The organism is Legionella maceachernii (assembly GCF_900167045.1).
GTDB classification, from domain to species: domain Bacteria; phylum Pseudomonadota; class Gammaproteobacteria; order Legionellales; family Legionellaceae; genus Tatlockia; species Tatlockia maceachernii.
On the sequence record NZ_FUXJ01000022.1, the window covers coordinates 14195 to 30890 of the forward strand.

Consider the following 16696-nt stretch of genomic DNA (forward strand, 5'->3'; position numbering starts at 1 on the left):
TTATAGGCAGCTAAAATAGTTCTGATGCTATTTCAAATCGTATCATTTAATAACAAACTGGAGACCCTATTGATTTACCTTTTTACCTTGTTATACTGAGAAGAACACAACTGATGAGCCAGTGAAATCTGGTGAAACCGGAAACGGTCTTGTGAATAGCCACCCTCGTTCCTAAATCTTGTGGCAGAACGTTTAGTCAGGAATCCTTAGTAGCTTACTAGCCATCAATTCTGATGGAACTCTATTAAAACAATTTTGTTTTAAACCCGTTTTTGAATTCGTTGCTGTCTAGGCAATCCCTTTTGTTTTTTGTTCTTTAACAATTTGGGTTATTCAATAACTATGGAGTTAGTGAGTTGCGTGTGCTAGTGCTGAAGTGATAGTCAGCATTAGCGACTGTTTCTTCAGTTTCGTAAGGAGAAATAGCCGTGCGTATACAAATCGATAGTTTAAAGTATGCTAAGATGTTAAAAGCCAGAGGGTTTCCAACCAGGCCAGCAGAAGCATTGGTGTCTGTCCTGACTGAGGTTGAAATTCAGAATGTGTATAGCATCAGTGAGGTGAATAGTATGTTGAGTGAGTCTATCAAAGGAGTGTTTGACGAGCATGAGAAAGCACTTAAAGAGGTATTTGATGAGCAAGAAAAGGCACTTGCAAATCAGCGCCGAGAATTTGATGCTCACCATAGCGCACTAAAAGCAGAGCTAAAAGAAGGTCGCGACCGTAGTGATCGCGTCTATGAAAATCTGATGGGTGAAATTGCAACTAGTCGTCGTTGGGCTATTGCGACAATCATTACCGTTGGATTTTCAATAGCAACTTATCTTGCAGCTCTTTTTCGCCTTGGTCATTAATCGTTAAGATTAAGACTAACTTAACCCACGGGGAAAATATCTTTTCCCTTGGGAGCAAGTATTTCCCCTTTCTTTTTTGGAGAAATAATGCAGCAGAAATCAATTTGCCTCGAAAGCTTGCAAAATGACTGCAAAGTCGATTTCGCTTTTTTTGACTTGTTTAAAAGCATTAGGGAACTTTACGAAAACGATAAGTTAACCCCTGAAGAAATAAGCAATCTAGAATTAGCGAGAAAAAATCTACGCCTCATTATTGCAAAACACCTCAAAGGCTCTTCTCAATTAGCCTAAAAACGGTTTGAATGCTCTTCTTCAAACGCGCTGTACTGTTGTTATCACCGCCTAGCGGATATTTTCCGCGAAGCGAAATTTATCCATTAGGCATTTTATTTAAAACTTAATGGAGAAATTAAATGGCAGCATTAAATCGCATTCAGCTTTTAGGTTTTGTTGGACAAGAGCCCAAGGTGCTCACCACCAAAGAAGGGCAGCCGATTGCCTTTGCTTCTTTAGCCACTAATGAGCCTTTTTTCAAAAATAATCAACGTGAAGTCATCACTGAATGGCATAACTTGGTCTTTTTTGGAAGATTAGCGAATGTCACTTCACTTTTGAAGAAAGGGAGTTATGTGTTTATTGAAGGGAGGCTGCGTACGCAACATTGGATTGATAAAGCGGGGGTTGAGCGTTATTCAACAAACATTGTGGTGAAAACCATGCAATTGTTGGATAGGACTAAACCCACCGAAATACCAGAGACAACGCTTTCAGTTGCCGACGAGTATTTGTCTTATATCAAATCGATGATAGAACAAAACACAACGAGTTATTAACTATCACCCGCAGGGGAGCAAATCCCCTGCGGATTTGTTCTCCTTCCTTTATGGAGAATAAAAAATGACCGATGTAGCTACAGAAAATATGGATCAATCAGCTAATCCATCGATGAATAATTATCAGTGGTTTGCGGTGGCAACTTTTTTAAGTGAATGGCCTACACTGTCCTATGAGTCATTAATTGCCTATCTTAATCAGGAGGATGCTCGAGAGCATGAGGAATTAGTCGTTTGGGAGCCGTTTAACAATTATGCACTAAGTGAAAATTGCGGAAATTATCGAAAATTTTCATAGCAACTTAATTGCAATGCTTACTCTACGAGATCCTTTATTAGATTAATTCATCAAGTTAACCAGCCAACCCTACCGGGACAAAGTTCCCGATTAGGGAACTTGTTCCTCCTCTTAAGGAGCAACAATGATCAAAGAAGCATTTAACGTTCAACGTGTTCAACAAAATCTGGATGCTATTGCTGAGCTTCACAAAAAAAATCCTAATCTGGAAATACTTAAACACTACACGGGTTGGGGTGGTCTGCGAGAGGCTGTCTATACTCCAGATGTTTATCGTGTGTTAAAAAAGTCCTTGTCAGAACAAGCTATCATCAGTATTAAAAAAACCTTAACCAGTGCTTATTATACACCGCCTGAGTTAGTTCAGTTTATTTATGATTGTTTGGCCTTGCTCGATAAGTCTTTCCATACGGTATTAGAACCCAGTGCAGGTCATGGCCTCTTTTTTGAGTTAATGCCTGCATTGCTTAAGAAAGGAAAAACCTTTGCTGTTGAATTAGATGACGTCAGTTGCCGGTTGCTTAGTGCTTTATACCCTGATGTGCAATTACATCAAGGTGGATTTGAACATTACCAACCACAAATGACCTTTGATTTAATCATCGGCAATCCACCTTATGGACGTGAGCGAGTGATGGATGAAAAGCATACCGACATAGCATCTTTACGCATTCACCATTATTTTGTGGCTAAGTGCATGCGGTTTTTAGCACCAGGAGGCATTCTTGCTATGGTCTTGCCACGTTATTTCTTAGATAATCGTCAAGAGCATGCAAGAGAAATAATTCATCAAGAAGGTGGTTCGCTATTAGCTGCCTATCGCCTACCAGATAATCTCTTTGCTGATGCAAAAGTCACTGTGGATATGGTTTTCTTAATCAAAGAAAAGCGCGAGACAGACTGGCTATACGTTGATAAAATCCAAGTCGACCATGAAATAAGCAGTATCAACCGTTATTTTTTGCTTAATCCTTCCCATGTGATTGGTGATTTGCATATGGTGGAAGCCTATGGGCGACCTGAACTCACTTGCCATCAAACAGAGAAAGGAAATACCCTTTCCTTATTGAGGCAACAGTTGACTCATTTTCCACCAAAAAAACTGCCAACCATTGAAGAATGGAAATCCTTATTAAAGCATCGGCTTGCTGCAATTGATAATCAAATCCTCGAGTTATCGTGGAGGAAAAAGCAATTAATGCAAGCACAATGTGATTTGCAACTCATGGAAAGGCAGTTTTTGTTGCAATGTGCAGAGAAAATAAATTGCGATACGCTTACTTAAAACTGAATAATTAAGTGTAAAGTTATTGGATAAACCAAATCTCTCACTTAAACACCGATGCTTTTCTCATCGGTGTTTTTTATTGTTACTACCATCTACTGCCTTTCAACTGATTAAAAATACGCTCAGCGTCTTTTTTGTAATCTATAATTTCTGGATTTCTAACGATTGTATAATAAAGCGCCTCAATAAAATCATCGTAATATTGAGGAAATTTAAGCGCACTAAAACTTATCACCGCAGACCCAATCATTTCTGCAGTAGAAAGTGCAATTAGCAATTTATTCTGTTGTCTCTCGCGGAAGTTTCCTATTTTTTGCTCGATAAAATTATCTAAGTACCGCTGATAAACAGACAACAATGCTCCGTCTGCAAGGATTGCTGTGTAGCCTAAGCCAATTAAAGTCCTTAGATTTCGGAGATAATCGATAAAAAATGGTGAGTTATGATGAATGTAATAGTCAAACGATGCTTCAAAAAGATTTGCAAGTATAGCAATATCATTGCGTGAAAGCGGATGAACGGTTAATCTTATATTACCCATTTTAGCCTCTGATCCAGGTTTAAGTGGTAGCGCCATTGTGTTGTGTTTGCTGCACTCCGGTGGCGCGCTTATTTTTTGAGATGCGGATTACGTTTATAACCTCCTTAATTATTTATAAACTTGACTTCCTTAAAAATCAGAAACATATTCGTCAATAAATTATTGGAAGTCAACGGATTAAAAGCTTAATTGGAATTGTAAAACTTAGCTTGAGTCTATGAAGTGAGGCTGTCTGCAGTATGCTCGTTGATTTTATGGATACCAAATTTTTGCTTGATAATAGATTGTAATATCGTTGCGATTTATTTCAAGTGTGCAGTAATTTATCATCGAAAGAGACAGTCTCGTTTTCATGGATAATACAATGAATATGTATAGTCCAAAATTGAGCAAAATAGAAACCCGAGTTAAACAACCCAAGATCAATATTGAATGTATGTTCTTACCGACCGAGGTAGGAAAAAGTTAAAAATTGGTTCATCAGACATACAGAAGCACAAATATTAACCAGAAAAACCTCGCGTGAGATTTGCGTATTTGAGTACGACATAGTACGCCATAATAGGATATTTGCAGTGGTTGTTATGCAGCAAAATTGTTAATATAATCAAGATATTACTTTTGATGTCGATGGCTCATAATCCGTTGGTCCTAGGTTCAAGTCCTAGTGGGCCCACCAATTTAAACGTTTAAAATCAATAAGTTACAATTGACTATCTCCACCCCCTAAAATCCATTGTGGGGATTTTGTGGGGCACAATCGACACAAACTCATAAACTAATAACCTTACGGTTTGGGTTTGTATCTCTTTCTTTTCTATTATTTGGATTGCGAAGCAACGTAAGCACCACCCCACTTTGCTGCTTTTCGCAAACCTTATTTCCAGCTTCATATAGATTCTGCAATTCAGCTGATGAATAGTGTGTGGTGATACGACCTGATCGATGTCCTAACAGGTCTTGTCTATCCTCAAAACTCACTCCAACAGAACGTAATCGCCTGCCAAAAGTATGTTTCAGATCATGAACACGCACAAAATCTAAACCAGCTTTCTTACGAGCCTCTTTCCAACCTGTATTATTCATACGGGTTATCGGATTGCCTTTGAAGGTAAACACAAACTGTTCATGCTTCCCTCTCTGTCTTTCAACTACCGATTTCGCCGTTTGATTACAGACTACTAAGCGCTCTTCACCATTTTTAACCAATTCAGGAGGGATAATAAACACCATCAAGTGCGACAACTCAGGGATCTTAATTTCCCAATCCCACCGAAGATGACACACTTCACTCTCTCGACATCCAGTATTAACAGCAAATAAAGCCATTTGTTCCAAATGCGGAGGGAGCTCAGCAAAGAGCCGATGTTGCTCATCCCAACTCAACGGATAGGGTTTACGTAAATCATCCTCAGGCAATAATTTGATTTTTGGTGCATTAAGCAACCAAGTCAACCCATATTCATCAATCCACTCTGTTGCAGCTAGATTAGAGATTCGACGAACAATTTTTAAACCATGGTTAATCGTTCTTGTTTTAACCTGATCCTTACGTCGACCATCAATAAACGGCTGCAAAGCACCCATATGAATTGAATCTAAAGGCATTTTACCAATATACTGCACAAGAACTCGTAATCGTCCTGCATCAGAATCAATGCTTCGCTTATGTTGGTTCTCATCCAAAAATTTAATGGCTGCTTCCATAAATGTGCGTTTAGGCCTTACCCCAAACACACTCGCCTGCCTTACTTCTTCGATACGTTTTGCAAAGTACTTTTCTGCTTCTTCGAGGTTGCCCGTACCAGTGCTTTCTCGAATTCTGCATCCAAAGACCGCTTTATCGATATGCCAATACTCCCCTCTTTTAAAGAGACCTGGCGATTTTTTTCGTCCCATTGTTCCAAACTCCTTTGCTTGGTTACCGCAGGACGACCACTACAGTGTATATAATCATCCACCCAGGCATCTAAATCAAGCCGATCAAAAGCTACTCCTTGATTACCAATTGGTATTTCCATGATATTTGGGCGAACTTCTTCATTAAATCTGTGCCTATCCATACCTAAATACCCTGGGGCATCTCTTAGTCGTATTAATCTTGGTAACAAATATTTGCTCATCTCTTTTCCCTGAATTTGGCAATCATCTAATCTTTTTTATCCACTCTTCAATCACATCCTTATGCCAAGCAATAGTTTTTGCACTTAATTTAACTGGCTTGGGAAAATCTCCATTGGTCCACCAGCGCCTTAAAGTCAGCCGATCTTTGCCAATCATTCTTTCCACATCATGGATAAAGAAGAATTGTTGTGTAACAGGATAATCAACAGGTTCGCTCATTGAATAATCTCCATTTCTTTCGTTATTTAAGTTGCAACCGTGCTTTCCATTCGCCTTTGAGCTCCATATCAATAACCGTTGTAAACAGTTTCAATAAATTAATTTCTACCTTACTGTTTTCTTTGGGTAATCGGCTGTGACGATGGATCAATTGCAAGTGAGCAACGGGAGAATTGGATAAATTAGCAATGCGTGAGAGAGAATAATCTGTTGAATCCAGCAAATATTGGATCATTCCCTTGTAAATAGAAATCTTCTGATCGTAAAACATACGATATACTCCTGTAGAAACATATGTATTAAAGTCCAAATAAAAGCAAAATCACCATTAAAGCCATTCTGCGAAACAAATATTAATACGGTATTAAAATTATTATCAATACTGATTTTAAAGAAATTTTTCATATGATATTATTTGAAATTAATTGATATCGTTTGATATGATAATTTTTTTTTCGTAACTCTTTAAAAAAGGATTTTGTGATGAGTAAACAAGACTATCAATCGTTTGCTAAGCGTTTGATTCAAACTTTAAAAGAAAAAGGACATACTGCTTCTCGTTCACCAAATGGCATCTGTATCAAAACGTTGGCAGATTTTACTGGAGCCTCAGAGCAAATCTGTCGTCGATATATCCGTGGCGACGCCCTTCCAGATTATGAAAAAATCAAACAGATAGCCTCTCATCTACAAGTAAGCCCAGGGTGGTTACTCTTTGGGAAAGAGGAGCATGTTCCTATCAAAAAAGAAATAGACGAAACCTTACTTCATTACATATTGAAACAAAGCCATCATCTCTACCCCATTTCCCCCGGGAGTAATGATGATTACGCAGATTTTGTTCTAGGATTAATCAGAGAAATTCAGAGCATTGACACTTCAGAAGACAATTTAATAAAAATCATCGACTTGGCCATTAGTTCTATTTCTTCATACGACGAAAAACGAAAAAAATACAGTAATGCTCTTTAAGAAGTCTTTCGATATGGATGTTAATGAATTTAAAATTAGGCTTCACCCTCGAGCTAAGATCTTTCTTTTTGAGCACTTCGCTACTTTGCGAAAACTCTTTTCAACTGTGCTTGGGCAACAGGAAACAGACTACTTTGCGATTGCTTTAATTAATAAAAGTGGTGTTATATTTTTTTTATCTTCAAAACCCTCTATAGAGCAAAATTTGATTGAAAAAGGACTGTGGCAGTACGATGGTAGTTATCAACCTGAATTCATTTATCAACATGAAGCCAAATTATGGAGTGAGTTTTCGAACAGCGAATATTCTGTATCTTTAAGAAAACATAAACAACAAGAACCTAATTTGGTAGAAGGCATATCAATTCCGATGGAATACGAAAAGTATAGAGCAGTTCTCTCTTTCGGGTTTAAGCGGATAAATCCTAATATCCAAAATAAAGCTCCAATTCTTTGCGCAAGATTATTAGCCATGAGCAAGTATTGTCTAAGAGATATTAGAAGCGCGATACCCTTTCCGGACGAAAAAAAATGCTTAGTATCAGAATCCAAACTCGAATTAATAATTAACAATCAGGTGAATCATGAACACACTACTGGATAAAGATAATCCTATTTTGCGACAAATAGCAGAGCCAGTTGCTGAAACAGAATTTGGAAGTGAATCTCTTAAAAGGCTTGTAGATGAAATGTTTGCTCTCATGGCTGAAAAAGGTGCTGTAGGTGTGGCCGCTCCACAAATAGGAATTAGCAAACGAGTTATTGTATTTAGCAGCAACTATACCAAACGCAGAAAACCAGAGTATCCTATTCCTGATACTGCTTTAATAAACCCGTCATTAAAAATTCTCTCCGAAGAAATTCAAATAGGATATGAAGGATGTCTTAACTGTGGTGAGTGGATGGGAGAGGTTCCTAGAGCCATGGAAATTGAATACTCAGGATTTGACGTGGACGGCAACCGCATTATCAAAAAAGCTTTTGGTCTTGAAGCACGTATTCTTCAACACGAAATTGATCACTTAAATGGATTCTTATTCATTGACCATGTTGAAGATAAAAACTCACTTATTACAAGATCGGAATTATTAAGTAAGGGCTAGTTATATGAAGCATCAAACCCGCATCATCCTGGCAGGTACACTAGGCAACCTAATCGAATCGTTTGATATGGCTATTTGTGGTTTACTCTCGGTTTATATTGCTAAATTCTTGATTGGTGATGCTACTAAGGGTTTATTGCTTGTCTTTTTAACCTTTTTTGCCGGATATTTAGCTAGACCATTAGGCGCAATGGTTATGGGATTATTGTCGGATATCTACGGCAGAAAAATAATTCTAGCCACTTCCATTCTAAGTATGGGTATATCAACTAGCTTAATAGGTCTTGTTCCTTCTAATTCCATCGTAGGAATATCCGCAGTTATAATTTTGCTAATGCTAAGAATCATTCAAAGTTTTTCCTGTGGAGCTGAATATTTAAATTCATCTGCTTATCTTGTTGAAAATGCTGAAGCCTCAAAAAGAGGCTTCTCAGGTAGCTGGGCTTCTTTTGGCACGATGTCAGGAATGCTGATAGCATCATTTGTAGCACTCGGAGTCACCTATTGTACAAATAACCATCCAGAATATGACTGGCTCATTTGGCGCATGCCTTTTATCATTGCACTTTTAGGTTCTTCAATAGGTTTATACATTCGTTTATATATACCTGAGAGCATGGAGTACATCATGTATTATGCTGAAAGACCTAAACCGAAATTTAAAAATTTGCTAACTGAGTCAGCCAACTATATTAAAAATAATAGAATACAATCAGTCTATGCATTTGTTTTAAGCTGTCTTGGCGTTACGACCACTTTTCAGATTTATATCTATGGTCCTATGCAGGCACATCTATATGGAAATTTTTTAGACTATGAAATTCTTGTCTCAAACATTATTTCATTAACTGTGCTACTAACTGTATTTCCCTTAGTAGGAAAGCTATCTGATAAAATAAATCGAGAAAAAATTGTTATTTATGCAAGTGTAGGATTTCTAATTTTTTCCCAACCATTTTTTTATACATTATCTGGCAATAACTTATACAAACTAATATTGGGACACTCGTTGATTGCAATACCTGCTGGCGCTTATTACGCTACCGTTCCAGTAATATTGTCTGAAATGTTTCCTATCAAATTACGCTGTACAGTTTTATCAATTCTATATTCTACTGCAGCAAGTTTATCAGCTGGTCTGGCTCCTCTTCTTTCGTTACTAATTGTTACAAAAACGGGAATAGCATCATCGCCATTTATTCTGGTTTTTACTTTAGTAATATGTTCTTTCATATTGATGAACATTAAACATACTCGTAAAAAATATCTCAATTCTCAAACTAGCCAAGTAGCTGATAAGAATGGATTTTATTATTGACCAAAAAATTGCCTAAAAAAGGGATGCAACTTTGATAAAAAACAATTGGCTTCACAGGATAAATTAATCCAAAAAATTATCAAAAACTATTAAACATAATGATTAATGTACTCTTACTTCAAAGGATAAAATAAAATGAGTGGTTTTTCAGAAAGAAATGGATTGATAACAAAGCCATTACAGAAAAATGAAATAAATGATCAGTTAAAAAACAGATTATGGAGTCTAATTTATACTCTTTTTACAAATCAAATAATCCCTGAAATAACAGGCTATGATCATGACCATTGGAGCAAAGAATTTGAGAAAATAACTAAACAATGTTGGGGGGATTTCTTTTTCTTACAAATGGACATGTTTCCTTATGATCCGGATAGATTTATCAAAAGAATTAAATTAGAGTTCTTCAATTTATCTTGGGAAAAAATTTATGACTTACTAGAGTTTTTTGCAAAAAATTTGTCTAATAAGAAATCTTTTATATTTGATTGTAATCAGATTCTTGAACAGGAAAACTCAGCTTATAGATTTGTTGATACAGCAATCGTAGAAATAATAAGCCAAAAAGAAATTGAATCATTAGAGTGCTCTTTAACTAGCCCATACTGGCAAGTTAATGAACATATTAATAAAGCAATTGGCTTTCTATCGAATAGGCTTGCCCCTGATTTTAAAAATTGTGTTAAAGAATCAGTATCAGCTGTTGAAGCTCTTGCAAAGATTATTACTAAAAAACCAAATGGAACCCTTGGTAAATTAGCACAAAATCCAAATTTAAAGCTTCCTAATACATTACAAGAGGCAATTAAGAAAATTTATGGCTTTGCCTCTGATAAAGGCGGTGTTCGACATGCAAACAAAGATGAAGCTGGAGATCTTACATATCATGATGCATTATTTATAGCAATAACCTGCTCTGCGATTATTAACTATATTATTCAACTGCAAAACAAAAATTCATAGATTGATTGATAGCTAGACCACAAAGTTAAAAATATTTAAATTAGGAGCTTTTTATCAAAAATATTGCGTTTTTAATTTTTCATATTTTGCAAAAAATTTTTTCTCTTTATTAAATTTTTTATTAACCCATGATAATAAAATGATTGTTAATAAAGTTCTTCTTATATCAATATATTTTTCATAATTTACGCAATTTACTCGGACATTATTATATTTTTATGATGTTATTTTTTATTAACTTTGTTAATAAAAATTAAAAATAAATCAGGAAGACTGATATGTTTCAACTATTTTTTTATTCCATAAACTTTGCATGTAAATCATAAAAAATATTATACTTTCGAATGCACTATCAATTAATCAATTTTTTTCAATCAATTCAGATATGATTCGTTCTATCCCCACGATTTCACTAGATAATCGATTAATTTGCTCTTGTATACCATTCTCTTCTTTTTGCAAAGTCAAAATATATTCTTTATAGGCTGTAAGTTTATGTAATTCAACCTTTAATTCAATTTTTAATTTATCAAGCTCCTCTTTTTCACATTTTCTTATTTTTTCTTCCCAACAAGGTTCTCGGCTTTTTAAAAATTTTTTAATTGCATCATACTGAGTCCATGTCTCAATAAAGTTAATATTCTCTATAGCATCTCCTAAAATATTAGCAATTGCTTCCCGCTCTTCTTTAGGACAGCAAATAATTTCAATATCATTATAATCGAACTCAAAATCGCCTAAATTTCCATACCTCCATTCACGCTCCCACATGAACCCCTGTTTTTCCTCATTCTCTAATAAGGGAAAAATTAGAGGCTTAATAAGTAAAATCAATTCATTTGCCAGCCGAGGGCCATTATTTCTATCCCTCTCCTCAGGATCTGAAGGCAAACTATTCTCTAATTCTTTCATTTTAGCGATGATAGCGCTATCCACATATAAAACTGGTCTAACATTTTTGTTTACCAATTTCTCTTTGGAGAATCCAATGCCAAAACGCCAATCTTTTTGCCACCGGTGATAGGATAAATATCTAAAAGCATCGAGGGCAAAAAGTGGAGTCTCTGTAAAACAAACTATTGCTTGGTCATACCATTTACTTTTACTGACTTCTGGTAAAGCGGCCTTTAAAAGCCCTTTATTTTTCTTTGGACCCTTTAAAATATTTAATATCTCATTCCTTCCTGTAATATGTGTTAGATATGGGGACATATCTGCTTTTTCTAAAGAGGTTAATCTGAAGCAAGGAGTCTCTATTTGATATTCTTTCCAATATATACTTTTATCAAAAGGTGGTAGAGTCAAAATACCCTCCTTTCCAATAGAGAATTACAATACAGGCAATATTTAGTATAAAAGAAAATTTAAATAATAATGAATTTTTAATTATTTAATATTAGAACAATCTGGTCTAAAAATTCTCCTCTAGGATTATCTGTCAAACACAGCAACCAAGATGCTGCAACTCGTAACTCCCGTGACAAAATCTTAGCCTCCGCTGGCCCAGGACATCGAGTGCCCTGTTCCCAATTTCCAATCCTAGCAGCACCTAACCCTGTTCTCTCAGCCAGGACCTTAATTGTTAATTCATTTGCTTTTCTAGCTTGAGTAATCCTACTACCAATAATTTTTTTCAAGTTCATTTAGGTTCATTTAGGTTCAATTGATATCAGTTGGAATATACCCCATTGACACTAAAAAGTGCTTATTTACAATGGGTTATTAAGAACACATTTCGTGTTATTGATTGATACTAATTGATACTGTTTGATATTGCAATAGCTGATTTTTTAGTCAGCTTACCTAGGATGAATTAGATAATGGGATTTTTGTTTTTTAATACTTGTGAATTATCGGCATTAATAGGATTGCCCTATATTCAGCAATCAGCATACCTGCTGGGAATTCGTCCTTACATGGATCGTGAAACGTTTTTAGTGGGTGTTAAACGAAGAATTAGCTATCAATCTTTATCTGAAATCTTGTATGTGGAACCACATCAGGGGTTTGAATACTCTGGAAGTCCAAGTCGACAACAACTTCGTCGAATCATATATGCTTTAGAAAGAGCGGGACTTGTTGAGATTCAGTCTTTTGGAAAACAACTTATTTTAAAATGTCTTTTAGCTAATTCGGATTTGTCTGCTCAAAATAAACCCGACACAAACCCGACACATCAACCCAACACAAACCAGACCGCTAAAAGTACTTCTAAATCATCAGGTTACGGTAAAAATTACCAAAAACCCAACACGGTACAAAACATTAAACCCGACATACCTCATAACTCCAAAGATATGTATGTGTGTGTGCAGCAACAATTTCAAAAATTTTGGTCTCTTTATCCACAGAAGCAAGATGAGACCAGAGCATATCAGGAGTTATTTAAGTTACGCCCTGACGATGATTTGTTTTCTCAGATAATTGATGCCCTTAAAGCCCAAATTCAAAACCGAGAAGAAATAGAAATCGCTGGAGAGTGGGTTCCGAAATGGAAATTTCCCGCTAATTGGTTAGCCCAAAAATGTTGGAACGATGAATTATTACCCTTAAGAACTCAGGAGCAATCGAATGCACACCATCAAACAAGTTCTCGCAGAAAATCAGCAGCAGATATCCTCGCTGAATCCTGCAAAGACGCAAGCTTCAGCTTCGACTTTGAAGACGACCCTATCCCAGAAATCGGAAGCAACGTCATTCAATTCGGGACAACCACCCGTAAGCGATAAGCGTATTGATACTCTCTTTGCACGCTTCAATGCTATATACGGGTACTTATGGCTATCTGCATATAACAACGCAAAAGTACTCGATATTGCAAGACTGGAATGGTCTGACAGTTTACAAGAATTTGATAATCAAGTTTTGAAACTTGCTTTGGAAAAAACTAAAAAAATTCAGCATTTTCCCCCTTCACTACCTCTTTTCTATGAATACTGCTTGACCATCAAAAAGAGCATCCAAGCTCGTCAAGACGCATTACAAAAGAAAAAGGAAATGCATACCCCCACCGATCCCAAAATCGTCCAACTCCATATCAACAAAATGAAAGAAAGCCTTTTAAGTAACTCTAAGGAAAAACAATCATGCTGACTGTAATTCGTCGTATTGGTGAGGAAATTTACATTGATAGGGGAAAAATCAAAATCCTGCTGATCTCTGAAAATGAAGGTCTTATCAAAATTGGGATAGAAGCCCCAAAGCATGTTGATGTGGAGCGCAAAGAACTCTTCATTCGTAAAGCTGTGGAACGACATGCTCTGGCTCAAGAGATACGAAATAAGACTAAAGATATGCAAAATTCTAGAGGTGATCATGATTAGAAAAACAGTAATAAGTTGTTTAGTCTTATGCAGCGTACACATTCAGGCAGCAAATATTACGCAAATTAGTCGCTATGCCACTGTTAATAACCAACCTCTGGCAGCTCAAATTAATCCATTGAAAACCGTTCAACAGATTCATTTTCCAGCATCCGTACAAACCATAGGTGAAGCAGTGAACTACTGGCTGCTTTATTCAGGCTATCACCTTGCTCCTAAAGAAAGACAAAGCAAAAGCCTGCAACAAGTATTTCAACAACCCCTACCGCAAGTGAGTAGAAATTTAGGTCCTTTAACGATAGCTCATGGCCTGACAGTACTAGTCGGTCAGCAGTTATTCAATCTCAAACAGGATGACCTATTAAGGGAAATCAATTTTATTCTGATTGCAAGGAGAGCAGGATGAAAAAATATTGGGATGTTAAATGGCTCAGTCTACTCCTGTTAAATGCTTTATTGGTTGTGTTTGTGTGTATAAAAAATCACTCATCAGTGGATAGCAAAGAATTTAATTCACTTAACGAGCGATTATCTACCATACAAAATCAACTCAGCCAGCCTGTAGAACAACTGGATTTATCGCCTGTCACACAAAACCTCAGACAATTGGGAGAGTTCATTCAGAAACTACAAAACAAAGATGCTCATCAACTAGGCGACCTATTCACAACCGAGCAAGTCGCTATTAAGCAACAACTCGAAGGCATTACTGATCTATTGCGACATCTTGATGAGAAAAAACAACCAGTCAAAATGCTCCCTGCCAGTCAATTACCCTTCAGTGTGTTGAGCATAGACAGTATTCAAGAAATTTCTGTTGCATCAGTTACCTACCACTATAAAACCCAAGCACTGGAAAAAGGCGATTCCTTGGCTGGCTGGACAGTCTTTGAGATTGATTTTGCTAAACAAACGATAGAATTTGAAAATGCTGAAAAAGCACATGTACTAATTCACCTAAATCAAGAGGTGAAACATGTTTAAACTATCCACCTTGATGATTGGTCTACTTCTGGGACAACAAGCGATTGCTGGCTTATACATCCCCAATATTGCCACTCCCCCCATTCAAAATACTGAAAATGCACTTGCGAAAGCAGGTTTAACTGAATTTCATGATGAAGTCATGGAAGCCAAAGATTTTCAACTAAATAACGTGCAAAAACAGGAAGCTAAAGCTTGGGGATTAAGTGAATCGGAAGAAAAACGCTATCTGCTCTTAATGGAAAGCCGAAGCAGTATCTACTACAAAGACCTACGCATGACACCTGTTGATGTTCTTGGGCTAAATGCCAGAGACGATGCTGAACGCGAGCATTTTGCGAAACTTGCAGCCCTTCAAGAAGCCCAAAAGGTGGCGCAAAATATAGCCTGGAACAATGCTTTTTATAAAGCCTATAACCACCTATTTAAAGATGTACCGGTTGTGGGCGATTTCGATCCATCCCCCTATTCGCCTTATGCACATCAACCCATTCAATTAAAAGAAGGTGAAACGCTTTATTTTTTTATACGACTCGATGACGCTGTCACCACAATTTTGTTGCAACTCATTGATGCCGTTAACCATACACCTAACACACGACTCAATCTGCTTTTTCTGGATATGGACAGAGAGGCCATTCAACTTTGGGCCAACAAACATCAAATTCCCGTCAACCTGGTGACAGGTCAGCAAATCACACTTAATCCAGGGAACCAACAATATGAAACTTTAAAACTAGATCAAAAACAAACACCCCTGCTTTTACTAGCCAACGGTAAAACCTCACAAATCGTCGATTTAGGGAGATTTTAATGACTAAAATTTTGCTCTTGCTTCTAGTCAGCTTAAACGTTCATAGCATGAATGTGATTCCGTTAACCCTATCACAAAACGATGCTTCTTTAAGACTTAATCTATCTAGTCCAATCGGTGTACCCGCAAAAAGCAAAGCCACTGTGGGGAAAGTACACCGTAAAAAAATAGATTCAAATCTCTTAAATATGGCTTTATTTATCATAGGTGCAGATAATGAATCTTATACATGGCTGGAGGAACATCAAGAACAATTAAAATCCCTACAGGCTACTGGGTTCATTACCAATATAAATAACTTTGAAACCATTGTAGCCTTACAAGAGAAGTTTAAATTACCTCTATTACCAATCAATGTAGATCCACTGCTGAACTACATCAACGAACAGCATTACCCCTTAATCATTGCTGAGGGGGCCGTATGGCAGTAAAGCAATATTCTAAACGAATGTCCCTTCAATTGACCCTAGTTCTTTTCTTAGGATGGTTGGCACTGATCATCTGGGCTGTTAGTCAGTGGTTGCTTCATGGTTATCCATTCGCATTGGATACGGTAAATACCTTGGCTAATACTCAAAGAGAAGCCATTACACCCGTCTATCAAGGTTCATTACTTTCAGCTTTACCGTTTGAAATTAAACCAGGCTGGGCATTGACTATTCCTTACTTAAATAAATTAGCCATTAATGACTTCGCGGCGGATTTACTTGAAAAATCACAACAATTTTTTCAGTTAGTTTTAATAAGCAGTCAATGCCTGCTAATCAAACTCATTATTTTATTTGCTGCTATTCCTTTGTTTGCACTCTCTATGATTGTAGGTCTTGTTGATGGCTTAAATCAAAGAGCAATACGCACAGCTTGTTTAGGCCGTGAATCCTCTTATGTCTTCCATAGACTCAATCACTATTTAAAAAAACTGCTCGTGATTTTACTGATGCTCTGGCTTGCCCTACCTCTTAGTGTTACGCCTGCGTACATCTTTGTACCTATCAGTTTATTGATGGGCTTAATGATGGCGATGACCGCCAGTCGCTTCAAAAAGTATTTATAGGGAGAGAA

The 16696-nt window shown here is 36.8% G+C and carries 24 protein-coding genes; 18 read left to right on the plus strand and 6 right to left on the minus strand.

Features of this window, described 5'->3' with window-relative positions:
• Positions 1-428 precede the first annotated feature (428 nt).
• The 5 genes from B5D33_RS14585 (at position 429) to B5D33_RS14605 (ending at position 3270) form a co-directional block, all read left to right on the plus strand.
• Complete coding sequence (locus B5D33_RS14585) at positions 429-854, plus strand: hypothetical protein (protein ID WP_058452887.1); 426 nt, start codon at positions 429-431, stop codon at positions 852-854.
• Between the two features lie 87 nt (positions 855-941).
• Positions 942-1145 carry a hypothetical protein gene (locus B5D33_RS14590; protein ID WP_058452886.1) on the plus strand — a complete coding sequence of 68 codons (204 nt, stop codon included), beginning with the start codon at positions 942-944 and terminating at the stop codon, positions 1143-1145.
• A gap of 122 nt (positions 1146-1267) precedes the next feature.
• Complete coding sequence (locus B5D33_RS14595; protein WP_058452885.1) at positions 1268-1687, plus strand: single-stranded DNA-binding protein; 420 nt, start codon at positions 1268-1270, stop codon at positions 1685-1687.
• Positions 1688-1751: 64 nt separating this feature from the next.
• Complete coding sequence (locus B5D33_RS14600; RefSeq protein ID WP_058452884.1) at positions 1752-1985, plus strand: hypothetical protein; 234 nt, start codon at positions 1752-1754, stop codon at positions 1983-1985.
• 124 nt (positions 1986-2109) lie between these two features.
• Positions 2110-3270, plus strand: a complete 1161-nt coding sequence (locus tag B5D33_RS14605; RefSeq protein WP_058452883.1) for an Eco57I restriction-modification methylase domain-containing protein — start codon at positions 2110-2112, stop codon at positions 3268-3270.
• Positions 3271-3358: 88 nt separating this feature from the next.
• Here the strand turns inward: B5D33_RS14605 and B5D33_RS14610 are convergent, their stop codons facing one another.
• From B5D33_RS14610 to B5D33_RS14630, 4 genes are all read right to left on the minus strand, one after another.
• Positions 3359-3814 (minus strand): hypothetical protein, encoded by a 456-nt coding sequence (locus B5D33_RS14610; RefSeq protein WP_133140981.1) that lies wholly within the window; start codon positions 3812-3814, stop codon positions 3359-3361.
• Between the two features lie 771 nt (positions 3815-4585).
• Positions 4586-5713 carry a tyrosine-type recombinase/integrase gene (locus B5D33_RS14615; protein WP_174223985.1) on the minus strand — a complete coding sequence of 376 codons (1128 nt, stop codon included), beginning with the start codon at positions 5711-5713 and terminating at the stop codon, positions 4586-4588.
• 246 nt (positions 5714-5959) lie between these two features.
• Complete coding sequence (locus B5D33_RS14625; protein ID WP_058452879.1) at positions 5960-6157, minus strand: helix-turn-helix transcriptional regulator; 198 nt, start codon at positions 6155-6157, stop codon at positions 5960-5962.
• A 22-nt stretch (positions 6158-6179) separates the two neighbouring features.
• Positions 6180-6428 carry a hypothetical protein gene (locus B5D33_RS14630; RefSeq protein WP_058452878.1) on the minus strand — a complete coding sequence of 83 codons (249 nt, stop codon included), beginning with the start codon at positions 6426-6428 and terminating at the stop codon, positions 6180-6182.
• A 212-nt stretch (positions 6429-6640) separates the two neighbouring features.
• Here B5D33_RS14630 and B5D33_RS14635 point away from each other — a divergent pair, with 212 nt between their 5' ends.
• The 5 genes from B5D33_RS14635 to B5D33_RS14655 all read left to right on the plus strand — a co-directional run bounded on the left by B5D33_RS14635 (position 6641) and on the right by B5D33_RS14655 (position 10513).
• Positions 6641-7129 (plus strand): helix-turn-helix domain-containing protein, encoded by a 489-nt coding sequence (locus B5D33_RS14635; protein ID WP_058452877.1) that lies wholly within the window; start codon positions 6641-6643, stop codon positions 7127-7129.
• A 13-nt stretch (positions 7130-7142) separates the two neighbouring features.
• Entirely contained in the window at positions 7143-7733 is a 591-nt protein-coding gene (locus B5D33_RS14640) for a hypothetical protein (protein ID WP_058452876.1), read from the plus strand.
• Entirely contained in the window at positions 7714-8232 is a 519-nt protein-coding gene (gene def / locus B5D33_RS14645; protein WP_058452875.1) for a peptide deformylase, read from the plus strand. The genes B5D33_RS14640 and def overlap by 20 nt, the downstream gene beginning before the upstream one ends.
• Before the next feature lie 4 nt (positions 8233-8236).
• The gene (locus B5D33_RS14650; RefSeq protein WP_058452874.1) at positions 8237-9550 is read left to right on the plus strand and encodes an MFS transporter; all 1314 of its coding nucleotides are present in this window, start codon (positions 8237-8239) and stop codon (positions 9548-9550) included.
• A gap of 135 nt (positions 9551-9685) precedes the next feature.
• On the plus strand, positions 9686-10513 hold the full coding sequence (locus B5D33_RS14655; RefSeq protein WP_058452873.1) for an AbiJ-NTD4 domain-containing protein: 828 nt from the start codon (positions 9686-9688) through the stop codon (positions 10511-10513).
• A 360-nt stretch (positions 10514-10873) separates the two neighbouring features.
• On the opposite strand, the gene B5D33_RS14660 is transcribed toward B5D33_RS14655, so the two are convergent.
• Positions 10874-11818 carry a hypothetical protein gene (locus B5D33_RS14660; protein WP_058452872.1) on the minus strand — a complete coding sequence of 315 codons (945 nt, stop codon included), beginning with the start codon at positions 11816-11818 and terminating at the stop codon, positions 10874-10876.
• Between the two features lie 77 nt (positions 11819-11895).
• Positions 11896-12156, minus strand: coding sequence for a helix-turn-helix domain-containing protein (locus tag B5D33_RS14665; RefSeq protein ID WP_058452871.1), 261 nt, complete (start codon positions 12154-12156; stop codon positions 11896-11898).
• Positions 12157-12333: 177 nt separating this feature from the next.
• Between B5D33_RS14665 and B5D33_RS14670 the strand changes: the two genes are divergently transcribed.
• The 8 genes from B5D33_RS14670 to B5D33_RS14705 are packed head-to-tail and all read left to right on the plus strand — an operon-like array spanning position 12334 to position 16688.
• Positions 12334-13242, plus strand: a complete 909-nt coding sequence (locus B5D33_RS14670) for a hypothetical protein (protein WP_058452870.1) — start codon at positions 12334-12336, stop codon at positions 13240-13242.
• Positions 13172-13606, plus strand: a complete 435-nt coding sequence (locus B5D33_RS14675; RefSeq protein ID WP_234802524.1) for a hypothetical protein — start codon at positions 13172-13174, stop codon at positions 13604-13606. The genes B5D33_RS14670 and B5D33_RS14675 overlap by 71 nt, the downstream gene beginning before the upstream one ends.
• Complete coding sequence (locus tag B5D33_RS14680) at positions 13600-13836, plus strand: carbon storage regulator (RefSeq protein WP_058452869.1); 237 nt, start codon at positions 13600-13602, stop codon at positions 13834-13836. Before B5D33_RS14675 ends, B5D33_RS14680 begins: the two co-directional genes overlap by 7 nt.
• The gene (gene pilL2, locus B5D33_RS14685) at positions 13829-14242 is read left to right on the plus strand and encodes a PFGI-1 class ICE element type IV pilus protein PilL2 (RefSeq protein WP_058452868.1); all 414 of its coding nucleotides are present in this window, start codon (positions 13829-13831) and stop codon (positions 14240-14242) included. The genes B5D33_RS14680 and pilL2 overlap by 8 nt, the downstream gene beginning before the upstream one ends.
• On the plus strand, positions 14239-14820 hold the full coding sequence (locus B5D33_RS14690; protein ID WP_058452867.1) for a hypothetical protein: 582 nt from the start codon (positions 14239-14241) through the stop codon (positions 14818-14820). Before pilL2 ends, B5D33_RS14690 begins: the two co-directional genes overlap by 4 nt.
• Positions 14813-15634: a TIGR03759 family integrating conjugative element protein gene (locus B5D33_RS14695; protein ID WP_058452866.1), complete on the plus strand. Its 822-nt coding sequence runs from the start codon at positions 14813-14815 to the stop codon at positions 15632-15634. Before B5D33_RS14690 ends, B5D33_RS14695 begins: the two co-directional genes overlap by 8 nt.
• Positions 15634-16065, plus strand: coding sequence for a PFL_4695 family integrating conjugative element protein (locus B5D33_RS14700; protein ID WP_058452865.1), 432 nt, complete (start codon positions 15634-15636; stop codon positions 16063-16065). Before B5D33_RS14695 ends, B5D33_RS14700 begins: the two co-directional genes overlap by 1 nt.
• The gene (locus B5D33_RS14705; protein WP_058452864.1) at positions 16056-16688 is read left to right on the plus strand and encodes a TIGR03747 family integrating conjugative element membrane protein; all 633 of its coding nucleotides are present in this window, start codon (positions 16056-16058) and stop codon (positions 16686-16688) included. Before B5D33_RS14700 ends, B5D33_RS14705 begins: the two co-directional genes overlap by 10 nt.
• The last annotated feature ends 8 nt before the right edge of the window (positions 16689-16696 follow it).